The sequence below is a fragment of the Ramlibacter sp. GS1-15 genome (genome assembly GCF_057785015.1).
On the sequence record NZ_JBYNTU010000002.1, the window covers coordinates 1 to 13,465 of the forward strand.

General features: G+C 68.6%; 12 protein-coding genes. 2 read left to right on the forward strand and 10 right to left on the reverse strand.

Features of this window, described 5'->3' with window-relative positions:
* From AC3EF3_RS19010 to AC3EF3_RS19030, 5 genes are all read right to left on the reverse strand, one after another.
* A partial coding sequence (locus AC3EF3_RS19010; protein WP_488533832.1) for a DUF1631 family protein occupies window positions 1-797 on the reverse strand: 797 nt, incomplete at its 3' end.
* Between the two features lie 14 nt (window positions 798-811).
* Entirely contained in the window at window positions 812-1,765 is a 954-nt protein-coding gene (gene secF / locus AC3EF3_RS19015) for a protein translocase subunit SecF (RefSeq protein WP_488533833.1), read from the reverse strand.
* A 5-nt stretch (window positions 1,766-1,770) separates the two neighbouring features.
* Window positions 1,771-3,654: a protein translocase subunit SecD gene (gene secD, locus AC3EF3_RS19020; RefSeq protein ID WP_488533834.1), complete on the reverse strand. Its 1,884-nt coding sequence runs from the start codon at window positions 3,652-3,654 to the stop codon at window positions 1,771-1,773.
* On the reverse strand, window positions 3,651-3,971 hold the full coding sequence (gene yajC, locus AC3EF3_RS19025; protein ID WP_488533835.1) for a preprotein translocase subunit YajC: 321 nt from the start codon (window positions 3,969-3,971) through the stop codon (window positions 3,651-3,653). Before yajC ends, secD begins: the two co-directional genes overlap by 4 nt.
* Window positions 3,972-4,106: 135 nt before the next feature.
* Window positions 4,107-7,664, reverse strand: a complete 3,558-nt coding sequence (locus AC3EF3_RS19030; RefSeq protein WP_488533836.1) for an indolepyruvate ferredoxin oxidoreductase family protein — start codon at window positions 7,662-7,664, stop codon at window positions 4,107-4,109.
* 116 nt (window positions 7,665-7,780) lie between these two features.
* On the opposite strand from AC3EF3_RS19030, the gene AC3EF3_RS19035 reads away from it, so the two are divergent.
* On the forward strand, window positions 7,781-8,272 hold the full coding sequence (locus AC3EF3_RS19035) for an Lrp/AsnC family transcriptional regulator (protein ID WP_488533837.1): 492 nt from the start codon (window positions 7,781-7,783) through the stop codon (window positions 8,270-8,272).
* A gap of 21 nt (window positions 8,273-8,293) precedes the next feature.
* Here the strand turns inward: AC3EF3_RS19035 and AC3EF3_RS19040 are convergent, their stop codons facing one another.
* Together AC3EF3_RS19040 and mltA are read right to left on the reverse strand one after the other, a co-directional pair.
* Window positions 8,294-8,686 (reverse strand): hypothetical protein, encoded by a 393-nt coding sequence (locus AC3EF3_RS19040; RefSeq protein WP_488533838.1) that lies wholly within the window; start codon window positions 8,684-8,686, stop codon window positions 8,294-8,296.
* Window positions 8,687-8,712: 26 nt separating this feature from the next.
* Window positions 8,713-9,891: a murein transglycosylase A gene (gene mltA / locus AC3EF3_RS19045; RefSeq protein WP_488533839.1), complete on the reverse strand. Its 1,179-nt coding sequence runs from the start codon at window positions 9,889-9,891 to the stop codon at window positions 8,713-8,715.
* On the opposite strand from mltA, the gene AC3EF3_RS19050 reads away from it, so the two are divergent.
* The gene (locus AC3EF3_RS19050; RefSeq protein ID WP_488533840.1) at window positions 9,839-9,964 is read left to right on the forward strand and encodes a hypothetical protein; all 126 of its coding nucleotides are present in this window, start codon (window positions 9,839-9,841) and stop codon (window positions 9,962-9,964) included. The genes mltA and AC3EF3_RS19050 overlap by 53 nt on opposite strands.
* On the opposite strand, the gene AC3EF3_RS19055 is transcribed toward AC3EF3_RS19050, so the two are convergent.
* Genes AC3EF3_RS19055 through AC3EF3_RS19065 form a run of 3 tightly spaced genes read right to left on the reverse strand, consistent with a single transcriptional unit; the run spans window position 9,961 to window position 13,458 of the window.
* A complete protein-coding gene (locus AC3EF3_RS19055) occupies window positions 9,961-10,587 on the reverse strand; it encodes a response regulator transcription factor (protein ID WP_488533841.1) in 627 nt (208 codons plus the stop codon). The genes AC3EF3_RS19050 and AC3EF3_RS19055 overlap by 4 nt on opposite strands.
* An 11-nt stretch (window positions 10,588-10,598) precedes the next feature.
* Entirely contained in the window at window positions 10,599-12,629 is a 2,031-nt protein-coding gene (locus AC3EF3_RS19060; protein WP_488533842.1) for an ATP-binding protein, read from the reverse strand.
* A gap of 22 nt (window positions 12,630-12,651) precedes the next feature.
* Entirely contained in the window at window positions 12,652-13,458 is an 807-nt protein-coding gene (locus AC3EF3_RS19065; RefSeq protein ID WP_488533843.1) for a carbon-nitrogen hydrolase family protein, read from the reverse strand.
* Between the last annotated feature and the right edge of the window lie 7 nt (window positions 13,459-13,465).

A 13,465-nucleotide genomic window follows, 5' to 3' on the forward strand; every position in this document is an offset into this window, starting at 1 on the left:
GCGCCGGCCCAGCCGGTGCCGCCGCCCATGCCGCCTCCGTCTCCGCCCTGGCCGCCGCCGGGCCCACCGCCGCCCAGCTCGCCCGGCCGGGACACCGGAGCCGCTGCTTCAGCGGCGCCGGCCGCGCCCGGCCGCGCCGGGGCAGCTGCGCCGCGCCGCACCCGGGCACTGAAGTCGATGTCGCGCAGCACGTCGTTGGCCACGAGCAGCTCGTTGACCTGCGTGTACGCCTTCGGCACGTGCTCGAGTAGCACCCGCTGGACGACGTCCTGCACGAGCTTCCAGCTTTCGCGCGAGATGCCCGCCGCGCCCCATTGCTCCACCAGCAGCTGGCACAGCGCCTCGGGCCGCAGGATGTCGGTGGAGGCCTGCTCGTCGCCTTCGAGGTGCTGCATGCGCACCTTGAGGTCGTTGAGGTCCCACACGGCCTTGTCGCCGATCGCCAAGGCCAGGCGCGACGCCATGATCTTGTCCTCGACCACGTCCTCGCCCACGAGCGACAGGCTCAGGGCCTCCAGCCGCATCTGCCGGGTCGCCGTCGGCGGGTCGATCGCCTTCTGCCACGCGCGCGTGGTGCCCTGCAGGAAGGCGGCGCCTTTCTTGTCGAAGTCAACCAGCGCGTCGCGCCGCTCCTGCATGTCCCGGGCGCTTGCCGCCGCCTGGGCGAGCTCCATCAGGTGGTTGCGGATGGCCTGCCCCATCGGTGCGAGGCAGGCCTGCAGCTGCGCGACGAAGCTCTCCCGCGCCTTGCGCGCGACGAGCGCGCCGTTCGCGGGGGGTCGTTGCAGGGCGCTCACGGCGGGCGGCCTTCCTACACCGTCGCGCCCGCGTTCGGGTCGTTCGGGTCGCCCTCGCGCCGGGCGGAAGACTGCACGAGATCCTCGCGTTTGACGCCGAGCCACATCGCGATGGCGGCGGCCACGAAGACGGAGGAATATATGCCGAACAGGATGCCGATGGTCAGGGCCAGGGCAAAGTAGAACAGGGTGGGGCCGCCGAACAGCAGCATCGACAGCACCATCGCCTGCGTGCAGCCGTGCGTGATGATCGTGCGGCTGATCGTCGACGTGATCGCGTTGTCGATGATCTGGATGGTGTTCATCTTGCGGTAGCGGCGGAAGTTCTCGCGCACGCGGTCGAAGATCACCACCGATTCGTTCACCGAGTAGCCCAGCACCGCCAGCACCGCGGCCAGCACCGCCAGCGAGAACTCCCACTGGAAGAACGCGAAGAAGCCCAGGATGATCACCACGTCGTGCAGGTTGGCGATGATCGCCGCCAGCGCGAACTTCCACTCGAAGCGGAAGGCGAGGTACAGCATGATGCCGCCCGCCACGGCGGCGAGCGCGTACAGGCCGTTGGTGACGAGCTCGTCGCCGACCTGCGGGCCCACGAACTCGGTGCGCCGCAGTTGCACGTTGGGATCCTCGGCGCGCAGCGTCGCTAGCACTTTTTCACTCTGTTGCGCCGAGCTCACATTTTTCTGCGCCGGCAGGCGGATCAGGACGTCGCGCGCCGTCCCGAAGTTCTGCACCTGCACGTCCTCGAAGCCGAGGCCGGCCACGGTCCGGCGCACCTTCTCGACGTCGGCGGGCTGCGAGTAGGCGACTTCCATCACCGTGCCGCCGGTGAACTCCACCGACAGGTGCAGGCCCTTGGTCACGAGGAAGAACACCGCGGCGGCAAAGGTAAGGAACGAGACCACGTTGAAGATCAACGCGTTTTCCATGAACGGGATGTCCCGGCGGATCCGAAAGAATTCCATGTCCCTTACTCCGCCTTCGTTATAACCGCATCGCCGGCCGGCCGCCAGACCGTGCCGATCGATACTGCCTTGAGTTTCTTCTTCCGCCCGTACCAAAGATTGACGAGGCCGCGCGAGAAGAACACCGCCGAGAACATGGACGTGAGGATGCCGATGCAGTGCACGACGGCGAAGCCGCGCACCGGGCCCGAGCCGAAGGCGAGCAGCGCCAGGCCCGCGATCAGCGTCGTGATGTTCGAGTCGAAGATCGTGCCCCAGGCCCGTTCGTAACCCGCGTTGATCGCGGCCTGCGGCGACGAGCCGTTGCGCAGCTCCTCGCGCACGCGTTCGTTGATCAGCACGTTCGAATCGATCGCCATACCCAGTGCGAGCGCCATGGCGGCCATGCCGGGCAGCGTGAGCGTCGCCTGCAGCATCGACAGTACGGCCACCAGCAGCAGCAGGTTCACCGCCAGCGCCAGCGCCGAGAACACGCCGAACAGCATGTAGTACAGCGTCATGAACGCGCAGATGGCGACGAAGCCCCAGGCCACGCTGTGGAAACCCTTGGCGATGTTCTCGGCGCCGAGCGTCGGGCCGATGGTGTATTCCTCGATGATCTCCATGGGCGCGGCCAGCGAGCCGGCGCGCAGCAGCAGCGCCGTGTCGTTGGCCTCGACGGTGGTCATGCGGCCGGAAATCTGCACCCGTCCGCCGCCGATCTCGCCGCGGATCACGGGCGCGGTGACGACTTCGCCCTTGCCCTTCTCGAACAGCAGGATGGCCATGCGCTTGCCGACGTTCTCGCGCGTCACGTCCTTGAAGATGCGCGCGCCCTTCGCGTCGAGCGTGAGGTGCACCGCCGGCTCCTGCGTCTGCTGGTCGAAGCCGGGTTGCGCGTCGGTGAGGTTGTCGCCGGTGAGGATCACCTGCTTGCGCACCACCACCGCCTGGCCGCCGCGCTCGAGGTACTTCTCGTCGCCGAACGGCACCGGGCCGGCGCCCAGCGCGGCGGACGATGCCTCGGCGCTCTCGTCGACCATGCGCACCTCGAGCGTCGCCGTGCGGCCCAGGATGTCCTTGGCCTTGGCCGTGTCCTGCACGCCGGGCAACTGCACGACGATACGATCGAGCCCCTGCTGCTGGATCACCGGCTCGGCCACGCCGAGTTCGTTGATCCGGTTGTGCAGGGTGACCATGTTCTGCTTGAGCGCCTGGTCCTGGATGCGGCGCGCGGCCTCGGGCTTGATGGTCGCGACCATCCTGTAGTCGGTGCCGTCCGGGCCGTCGGTTTCCTGCAGGTCGGTGAACTGGTCGGCGAGCACGGCCTTCGCGGCGTTCAGCGTCTCCTGGTCGCGAAAGCGCACCTCGATCGCCTGGCCATTGCGGTTGATGCCGCCATGGCGCACGTTCTTCTCGCGCAGCACGCTGCGCAGGTCTCCGGCCAGCGACTCGGCCTTCTTGGACAGCGCGGCCTGCATGTCGACCTGGAGCATGAAGTGCACGCCACCGCGCAGGTCCAGGCCCAGGTACATCGGCGCAGCATGCAGCGCCGACAGCCACTTCGGCACGCTGGACAGCAGGTTCAGCGCCACGACATAGGTCGGATCCGAGGGGTCCGGGTTCAGCGCCTTCTGCAGGACGTCCTTGGCCTTGAGCTGCGCGTCGGTGGTGGTGAAGCGGGCCTTGACGGAGTTCGCGTCCAGCGTGATCGCATCCGGCTGCACGCCGGCCTTGGCCAGCGCGTCCTGCACCCGGGCCTGCGTCGCGGCATCGACCTTCACGGTCGCCTTGCCCGACGAGACCTGCACCGCCGGCGATTCGCCGAAGAAATTGGGGACCGTGTAGAGGGCCCCGATGATCAACGCGATGACGATGATCGCGTACTTCCAGACGGGGTAACGATTCACTTGAGGGTGCCCTTGGGCAGGACCTGCACGACGGCGCTGCGCTGCACCTGCACTTCGACGCCGTTCGCGATCTCCAGGTTCAGGTAGGACTCCTGCAGCTTCGTGACCTTGCCGATCAGGCCGCCGGACGTGGCGACCTCGTCGCCCTTGGCGAGCGCCTCGATCATGGCCCGGTGCTCCTTCTGCCGCTTCATCTGCGGGCGGATCATCACGAAATAGAGCACGACGAACATCAGCACCAGCGGCAGCATGCCCGTCAGCGTGGAGGACATGTCGCCGCCGGCGGCGGTCTGGGCGTAAGCGGAAGAGATGAACACGGGAGCTCCGGCGTGTAAGAAGATTTTCAAGCGTGACACAGCGAGCGCGCCTGCGAAGGGCGCGCTCGAGCGGAAAGCCTTCGATTGTATGTCCCGTCCCCGAGGACGGAAGTTCGCGTTAGCCCTCGGGCCGACTCAGGCGGCGCGCTGGCCGGGTGCGCCGCTCCATTCGGCCGTCAGCGCCTGCCAGCGCGTGCGTGCGGCGGCGAGGTTACGTTCTTTCACATGTCCGAAGCCCTTGATCTGCTCCGGGATGCGCGCGATCTCGACCGCCAGCGCATGGTTGCGGGAAGACAGCGCAGCCAGCACCTGCTGGATCGCATCGCGATATTCCCCGACCAGGGCGCGCTCGGTGCGGCGCTCCTCGGTGCGGCCGAAGATGTCCAGGGGGGTGCCGCGCAGCCCCTTGAGATGCGCCAGCAGCTTGAACAAGGCCAGGGTGGCCGGCCCGAACTTGCGCTTGACCAGTTCGCCCTTCTCGTTGCGCCTGGCCATCGCGGGCGGCGCCAGGTGGAAGTTGATCTTGTAATCACCTTCGAACATCGCGCCGATCTTCTCTTCGAAGCCGGTCTGCGTGTAGAGGCGGGCGACTTCGTACTCGTCCTTGTACGCCATGAGCTTGAACAGGTAGCGCGCGACGCTTTCCGCCAGCTGCGTCTTGCCCAGCGGCGCCTCGGCGGCGCGCACCTGCTCGACGAAATCGCTGTATTGCTTCGCGTACGCAGCGTTCTGGTACTGCGTGAGGAACTCGACGCGGCGCGCCACGATGCTCTCGAGCGTCTCGCGCTTCTTCAGCTCGATCACCTGGGCCGGCGCGAGCAGCCTTTCGACCGAGGCCCAGTCGTGCGCGGCGCGGCGGCCCCATTCGAAGGCGGCCTTGTTCTTCTCCACGGTGACACCATTGAGCTCGATGGCCCGCATCAGCGACTCGTGCGCGAGCGGGATCCAGCCCTTCTGCCACGCGAAGCCGAGCATCATCGGGTTGGTGTAGATGGAATCGCCCAGCAGCCTGGTCGAGGCGAGATCGGCGTTGAATGCGGCCACGCCTTCATCGCCCACGGCCTTGGCGATCTCGCTCGCGCAGGCGTCGGCCGGGTTGGCCCAGTTGGCGTTCTTCACGAAGGCCGCGGTCGGCGCGCTGTGGCCGTTCAGCGCCACATGCGTGCGGCCGGGACGCATGCGCAGCACCGTTTCCTTGCCGGCCGTGACGATCGGGTCGCAGCCGATCACGACGTCGGCACCGGCCATGTTGACGCGCGTGGTGCGGATCGCCTCCTGCGACTCGCCGATGATCACGTGGCTCCAGGTGGCCCCGCCCTTTTGCGCCAGGCCGGCGGCGTCCTGCGTGACGATGCCCTTGCCCTCGATGTGCGCGGCCATGCCGAGCAGCTGGCCGATCGTGATCACGCCCGTGCCGCCGACGCCCGCGACGATGATGCCGTAGGCCCCGTGCACCTGCGGCAAGGTGGGCTCGGGCAGGCCCGGCAGGCCCTCGAGCGATGCCGCCTGCGCCTTCGGCTTCGACTTGAGCTGGCCGCCCTCGACGGTGACGAAGCTCGGGCAGAAGCCCTTCAGGCAGCTCGTGTCCTTGTTGCAGCTGCTCTGGTTGATGGTCCGCTTGCGGCCGAATTCGGTCTCGAGCGGCTCGACCGACAGGCAGTTGCTCTTCACGCCGCAATCGCCGCAGCCTTCGCACACCAGGTCGTTGATCACGACACGCACGGCCGGGTCGACCATCTTGCCGCGCTTGCGCCGCCGGCGCTTCTCGGTCGCGCAGGTCTGGTCGTAGATGATGATCGTGGTGCCCGGGATTTCGCGGAATTCGCGCTGGATGGCGTCGAGCTCGTCCCGGTGGTGCACGTCGACACCCGGCGGCAGTTTCGCAACCATGTACTTCTCGGGCTCGTCCGTCACCACTACGACCTTCGTCGCGCCTTCGGCCACGACGCTGTGCGCGATCTGGATCACCGAATGGCCTTCGGGCCGCTCGCCGACCTGCTGGCCGCCGGTCATCGCGACCGCGTCGTTGTACAGCAGCTTGTAGGTGATGTTCACGCCGGCGGCGATCGCCTGGCGGATCGCCAGCAGGCCGCTGTGGAAGTAGGTGCCGTCGCCGAGGTTGGCGAACACGTGCTTCTCGGTCGAGAACGGCTGCTGGCCGACCCACGGCACGCCTTCGCCGCCCATCTGCGTGAAACCGATGGTGGCGCGATCCATCCAGGTCGCCATGAAATGGCAGCCGATGCCGGCCATCGCGCGGGAGCCTTCCGGCACGACGGTGGAGGTGTTGTGCGGACAGCCCGAGCAGAACCACGGCACGCGATCGGCCTTCACCTCGAGCGCGGCCATCGCGCGCTCCTTGGCTTCGAGGATCGCCAGCTGCGCGTCCATTCGTGCGGCCGTGTCGGCGTCCACACCGAGCTTCTTCAGCCGCAGCGCGATCGCGCGCGCGATCAGCGCCGGCGACAGGTCCGCATTGGCGCGCAGCAGCTTGTTGGCGCTCGGGCTGGCCTGCGACCATTCGCCGCCGGAGGCGTCGCCCTCGACCTCGTTGAACTTGCCGACCACGTTGGGCCGCACGTCGGGCCGCCAGTTGTACAGCTCCTCTTTCAGCTGGTACTCGATCACCTGGCGCTTTTCCTCGACGACCAGGATCTCGCGCAGGCCTTGCGCGAACTCGCGCGTGATCTGCGCTTCCAGCGGCCACACGACGCCGACCTTGTGCACGCGGATGCCCAGGCGCCGGCAGGTGTCGTCGTCGAGGCCGAGGTCGAGCAGGGCCTGGCGGGTGTCGTTGTAGGCCTTGCCGCTGGCGATGATGCCGAAGCGGTCATGCGGCCCGGCGATGACGTTGTAGTTCAGGCGGTTGGCACGGATGTACGCCAGCGCCGCGTACCACTTGTAGTCGAACAGGCGCGCTTCCTGGTCGAGCGCGTGGTCGGGCCAGCGGATGTGCAGGCCGCCCGGCGGCATCTCGAAATCGGTGGGAATGTGGATCTGCACACGCTGTGGATCGATCACCGCCGTGCTGCTCGATTCGACGATCTCCTGGATCGTCTTCATGCCGGACCACACGCCGGCGTAGCGGCTCATGGCGAACGCGTGCAGGCCGAGGTCCAGGATCTCCTGCACGTTGGCCGGGAAGAACACCGGCAGGCCGCAGGCCTTGAAGATGTGGTCGGACTGGTGCGCGGCGGTGGAGCTCTTGGCGACGTGATCGTCGCCGGCCACCGCGATCACGCCGCCCCAGGGCGTGGTGCCGGCCATGTTGGCGTGCTTGAAGACGTCGGAGCAGCGGTCCACGCCCGGCCCCTTGCCGTACCAGATGCCGAACACGCCGTCGAACTTGTGCGTGGCCGGGTCGGTGAAGCCCAGCTGCTGCGTGCCCCAGATCGCCGTCGCCGCGAGCTCCTCATTCACGCCCGGCTGGAACACGACGTTGTTGCCCGCGAGGTACTTCTTCGCGCCCCACAGCGCCTGGTCGTAGGTGCCCAGCGGCGAGCCGCGGTAGCCGCTGATGAAGCCCGCGGTGTTCTTGCCTTGCAGCGCATCGCGCTGGCGCTGCAGCATCGGCAGCTTCACCAGCGCCTGCACGCCGCTCATGAAGGCGCGGCCGTAGTCCAGCGCGTACTTGTCCTCCAGCCTGACCGTCTCGAGGGCCTTGCGGATAGGTTCGGGCAGCGGGGCGTTCATGCGCGGGAGGTCTCCTTGTGAGCTGCACAGTGTATGCCGCGGCCTCGGATATGTCTTTGCGTTTGATGCCGCGAATGGGCTAGCATGAGAAAGGATCTTTCCCGAATCAGGCCCGAATGGAAACGCTCGACAAATATGACATCCAAATCCTTAACGAGCTGCAGGCCGACGCGCGCCTGACCAACGCCGAACTCGCGCAACGCGTGGGCCTGTCGGCGGCACCCTGTTGGCGGCGCGTGCGGGCGCTGGAGCAGGCCGGCTACATCAAGGGCTACCACGCCGAGATCGACCGCCACAAGATCGGCCTGGGGGTGCTGGCCTTCGTGCGGCTCGATGCGCAGCAGAACACGGGCGAGCGCACGCGCGAGATGGAAGAGGCGATCCGCAAGATCCCCGAGATCGTCTCGTGCCACTACATCAGCGGCGCCGGCACCTTCGAGCTGCAGGTCGTGTCGAAGGACCTCGACAGCTTCTCGCAGTTCGCGCGCAAGGTGCTGATCAACCTGCCCAACGTGAAAGACCTCCACACCAGCTTCTCGCTGGGGGAGGTCAAGGCGAGCAGCCACCTGCCGCTGTCGCACCTGGGCGCGAAGCGCGGCGCGGCCTGAGATGCACGGCCGGCCTGGCAGCTATTCGCGCACGCAGTGCACTTCGAGCGGCGGCACCGCGATGTTCAGCGTGGCCTCGCGGCCATCCGCGCCCAGCCCGAATTCAGCTTTCATGTTGGTGCTGCTGTAGACCGTCTGCTGCGGCGTCGTGCCGCCGGCATCGCGCAACAGGGTCTCGCTGCCATGCACCCCGGCATCGACCTGCGCGGTGCCGTCATCGAAGCGCACGGTGAATTCGATCTCGTGGTCGCAGCGGTAGCGGGGCAAGTGCGACGGCGATGGGGCCGCAACGGGCTGCGAAGAAGCGGTGGCAGGCGCCGGTTCCGGCGCCGGCGGCGGACCGGGCTGCCGCGTCGCACACGACGCGACGAACGCCAGTGACGCGGCGGCAAGGATCAGCTTGAGGCGCTCCATGCGCGCATTGTGGCCAGACGCGAAGCTCAGCGGGGCCACAGCACCCACAGGCGCAGCGGCTGCTTCAGGCGCGCGGCCAGCTCGCCCGCCTCCGGCCCCCAGCCGGTGAAATAGTCGGCGCGCAGGGCACCGACGATCGCGCTGCCGGTGTCCTGCGCGAAGACGAGGCGCTGCAGGTTCGCCGCCGGCCCGCTCGAGGCCAGCCATACCGGCGTGCCGTAGGGCAGCGCGTCCTTGTCGACGGCGATCGAGCGGCCCTGCGTGAGCGGCACGCCTTGCGCACCGCGGGGGCCGAAAGCGGCATCCAGTTCCGACAAGGGCTCCTCGCGGAAGAAGACGTAGCGCGGGTTGCTCCACAGCATTTCGTTCAGCCGCTGCGGGTTCTGCGCGACCCAGCCCTTGATGCCCGGCCACGAGGCGTCGCGGAGGGCGCCCTGCTGCAGCAGCCAGCTGCCGACACTGCGATAGGGCTGCTCGTTGGTGCCGGCGAACGCGAGCCGCACGATGCGCTGCGTGCCGTCGGTTTCGGTGATGCGCAGGCGCGCCGAGCCCTGGATCTGGATCATCAGCGCGTCGAGCGGGTCAGCGATGTAGGCGATCTCGCGCCCGCGCAGCAGCGAGCGCACGTCGGGGACGGTGTCGATCTCCTGCCGCGTGTACCAGGGCTTGCGGGTCGCCAGCCCGGCCGGCGGCCGGTACAGCGGCACCACGTTGCGTGCCGTCGGCTGGCGCGTGGCCTCCAGCATCGGTTCGTAGTAGCCCGTGAGCAATCCTTCAGCCGCGCCCTGCAGCGGCTCGATGCGGTACGGCTGCAGCTTCTGCGCGAGCCAGGCGCGCTGCTCCTGCGGCGCGGCAATCGAGAGCTGCCGCACTTCGGTGCACAGGCGCGCGAAGTTGGCGGGCGGGCGCTCGCAGCTCTTGATCCACGCGTTCCAGGCTTCGTAGAGGTTGTCCTCGGCGAAGCCCGGCAGCTCGGACCAGGCGACCGGCACCCAGCGGCTCTTGCCCTGCACGATGGCGGGCCCCTGCGCCGCGGGTTCCCCGGGTGCGGCGGGCGCGGTGACATTCGGTGCTTCGTCCGCCGGCGGCAATGGGGCCCACGCGCAGCCGGCCAGCGTTCCTACAATCAGCGCCCATGCAACGGAACGGATCATGCTGCTGATTTTGCTCGAAGCCCTGCTCGCGCTGGCGGCGCTGCTGTTCATCGTGTGGTGGACCATGTTCTCCGGCCGCAAGAAGGGCGAGCCCCCGCGCGAAGACGACGCCGGCCAGGACTAGAGACTGCGCAGCAGGTTCGCCAGTTCGACCGCGGACTTCACGTCCATCTTGTCGAACACGCGCGCACGATGGACTTCCACCGTGCGCACGCTGATGTCGAGCTGATCCGCGATCAGCTTGTTCGGCAGGCCCTCGACCACGAGCTTCATGACGTCGCGCTCGCGGTCCGTGAGTTCCGCCAGTCGCGCCTGCACCTCGCGCTTCTCGCGCCGGGCAGCCAGCACCTCGCCCGATCGCTTCAAGGCCTGCTCGATCCGGTCCACCAGCGCGTTGTCGGAGAAGGGCTTCTCGCAAAAATCGAAGGCGCCGCGCTTGACCATGTCGACGGCGGTCGGCACGTCGGCGTGGCCCGTCAGGAAGATCACCGGCAAGGCGTCCGCCAGGCCCCTGTGCGAAATCCTGTCGAACAGCGCCAGCCCGCTCATGCCCGGCATGCGCACGTCCAGCAGCAGGCAGGACGGCTGCACGGGCCACCAGTCGCCCGCGATCATCGCGTGGAAGGGCTCCGCGCCGGGGAAGGATTCCGACAACAGGTGGCGCGAACGAAGCAGCCAGGCGAGCGCCTCGCGCACGCTCGCATCGTCGTCGACGATGTACACGATGGCGTTCTGGGTGGGTTGCATGGGGACGGGCGTCAGGCCGACGAAGCGACGGGCAGGGTGAACCGGAAAATCGTACCTTGCGGGCGGTTGGCCTCGAAAGCGAGGAATCCCCCATGCTGTTCGACGACCGTGCGGCACAGCGACAGGCCCAGGCCCATGCCCTCGCTCTTGGTGGTGAAGAAGGGCGTGAACAGCTGCTGCTGGACGTCGGGCGGGATGCCCGGCCCGACATCGGTCACCAGGAACTCGAGCCAGCCCCGGCCCTGCGCGCGGCGCACCTCGATCACCAGCGAGGGTTCGGCCACCTTCGCCTCGTCCATCGCCTGCATCGCATTGCGCGCGAGATTGAGCACCACCTGCTCGACCATCGTGCGGTCGACCAGCAGCGGCGGCAGGGCCCGGTCGATCACCGTGTCGACGCGCACCCCCAGCTTGCGCGCCTGCAGCGTGACGAGCGGCATCACCGCGTCGACCAGCACCTGCGGCGTGACCGGCTCGCGCGCCTTGTCGCGGCGGCGCACGAAATCGTGCACGCTCTTGATGACGCGGCCGGCGCGTTCGGCCTGTTCGGCGATGCGGCGCATGGCCACCTCGATGTCGCCCAGCGGCTCGGGCTCGGCGCCCGCCGTCACCTGCGATTTGAGCACGTTGAGCGAACCCGTCGCGTAACTCGAGATCGCGGCGAGCGGCTGGTTCAACTCGTGCGACAGCAGCGACGCCATCTCGCCGACCGTTGCCAGGCGCGCCGTCGCCTGCAGCCGCTCCTGGCTGGCGCGCGAGAGTTCCTCCACGCGCCGCTGCTCGGAGATGTCGAGGAACGCGCTCATCCAGCCGGTCTGCACGCCCAGGTGGTTGATCAGCGGCGCCTCGATCACCAACACCGGGAAGCGCGTGCCGTTCTTGCGCATGAAGACCGACTCGAAGCCTTCGCGCGGCGGCCGGTGCAGGCCCGACAGGCGCACCTCCTGGCGCTTGGCGTAGTCACCGGCGAACTCGGGGGGCCAGTAGGGCGCGGGCGTGCCCCGACCGAGCAGCTCCTCGGGCGAAAAGCCCACCATCGCACAGAACGCCGGGTTCACGTAGGTCGTGCGGCCCTGCAGGTCGCGCGCACGCAGGCCGGTGACCAGCGAATCCTCCATCGCCTTGCGGAAGGCGAGCGCATCGGCCAAGTCCTGCTCGGCGCGCAGGCGCCGGCGCGTATCCTTGCCCAGCAGCCACAGCACCGCGAGCAAGGCCATCGACATCGCCGTGACCAGCGCCGTGAGGAAATTGGGGAACAGCTGCGGCGCGCCCCGCCAGCTGTCCATGCGCAGCACCAGCGTGTTGCCCGGCAGGTCGATCAGCTGCTGCGCGGTGAAGACGCGGCTGCCGCGCCGGGCCGAGCCGCGCAGGGCCAGGCGCGTGCCGTCCGCTTCGGTGAACGAGACGTCGTGGCTGTGCAGCAGCTGCGGCTCCACCAGGGCATCGAGGATCTCCGGTAGCGAATAGCTCGCCACCACGTAGGCGGTGAGCTGTCCGGCCGTGGCCTGCGGCAGGCACAGCTCCATCACCTCGATCCCCAGTCCGTCCATCTGCGGGACGAAATAACTGGTCGCGTACGCCGGGCCCGACAGGCGCCGCGCCGCCGCGCAGGCGAGCGCCACGTCCGACTGGGATGCCCCGCGCCCCAGCCGCGCGAACACCGGCGCGTGGTAGGGTGTGTCGGCGGCGGCAACGACATTCAGGTTCGCGTCGCGCCATTCGATCCGCATGAACTCGCGGTGCTCGCGCAGCAGCACCTGCGCGCCCTGCGTCCACGCGCCCGGCGTCGGGCTGCCCGAGTGCAGCGCCTGCAGGCTCTGCACGTTGTGCGTCAATCGCGCGCGCATGTCGTTCACCGCGTCGGCCGTGTCGCGCTCGAGGCGGCTTTGCACCTGGCTCGTTTCGTAGCGGCCGGCGAGCCACACCAGCGTGGCCAGCATGCCGGCGACCAGCACGATGAGCAGCACCCACAGCGACCAGCGCGTGTGCGCCGAACGCCAGCGCGCGAAGGCGGCCGTCGCCGCCGGGGCGATCTCCGTCATGGGAAAACCTCCGCCCTGCGGCTCATAGCACCCGGTGCTCGAGGGCGGGCAGCTGGCGGCGCACCTGCTCGAGCCGCTGCGCGTCGAGGTCGGCCAGCACCAGCCCCGCCCCGGTCTCGCGCTGCGCCAGCACGACGCCCCAGGGATCGACCACCAGGCTGTGGCCCCAGGTGCGCCGGCCGTTCTCGTGCGTGCCCCCTTGCGCCGGCGCCGCGACGTAAGCCAGGTTCTCGATGGCGCGCGCGCGCAACAGCGTCTCCCAGTGCGCCTGGCCGGTCACGTAGGTGAAGGCGCTCGGCACGAGCAGGAGGTCGGCCCGCAAGGACCGGTACAGCTCGGGAAAGCGCAGGTCGTAGCAGACCGACATGCCGATGCGCCAGCGATGGCCATCGCGCGCCGGCAGTTCGAAAGCGACGGGCTCGCCGCCCGCCTCGATCACCCGCGCCTCGTCATAACGCTCGCGGCCGTTGTCGAAGCGGAACAAATGAATCTTGTCGTAGCGCGCCAGCAGCTCGCCTTGCGGCGAGAACGCGAGGCTGGTGTTGCGCACGCGCGCATCGTCACCGGCGTCGAGCGGCAACGTGCCGGCGACGATCGCGATGCCGAGCTCGCGCGCACTCTCGCGCAGGAAGGACTGGATCGGCCCGTCGCCGAAGCGCTCGCGCACGGCCAGCTTGTCGCTGTCCTGGTGGCCCATCACGCAGAAGTATTCGGGCAGCACCGCGAGTTCCGCGCCGGCGGCCGCGGCCTCCCGCAGCAGCGCGCGCGCTGCCTGCAGGTTGCCCTCGACCGACACGCCGGACACCATCTGGATGGCAGCGACCTTCATGGCGTTA

Coding starts and splice junctions, on each gene's coding strand:
- AC3EF3_RS19055 (WP_488533841.1), bottom strand. CDS start 10,587: ATGCAACCCACCCAGAACGCCATCGTGTACATCGTCGACGACGATGCG.
- AC3EF3_RS19035 (WP_488533837.1), top strand. CDS start 7,781: ATGGAAACGCTCGACAAATATGACATCCAAATCCTTAACGAGCTGCAG.
- AC3EF3_RS19060 (WP_488533842.1), bottom strand. CDS start 12,629: ATGACGGAGATCGCCCCGGCGGCGACGGCCGCCTTCGCGCGCTGGCGT.
- AC3EF3_RS19065 (WP_488533843.1), bottom strand. CDS start 13,458: ATGAAGGTCGCTGCCATCCAGATGGTGTCCGGCGTGTCGGTCGAGGGC.
- AC3EF3_RS19050 (WP_488533840.1), top strand. CDS start 9,839: ATGCTGCTGATTTTGCTCGAAGCCCTGCTCGCGCTGGCGGCGCTGCTG.
- mltA (WP_488533839.1), bottom strand. CDS start 9,891: ATGAACAGCAGCGCCGCCAGCGCGAGCAGGGCTTCGAGCAAAATCAGC.
- AC3EF3_RS19040 (WP_488533838.1), bottom strand. CDS start 8,686: ATGGAGCGCCTCAAGCTGATCCTTGCCGCCGCGTCACTGGCGTTCGTC.
- secF (WP_488533833.1), bottom strand. CDS start 1,765: ATGGAATTCTTTCGGATCCGCCGGGACATCCCGTTCATGGAAAACGCG.
- AC3EF3_RS19030 (WP_488533836.1), bottom strand. CDS start 7,664: ATGAACGCCCCGCTGCCCGAACCTATCCGCAAGGCCCTCGAGACGGTC.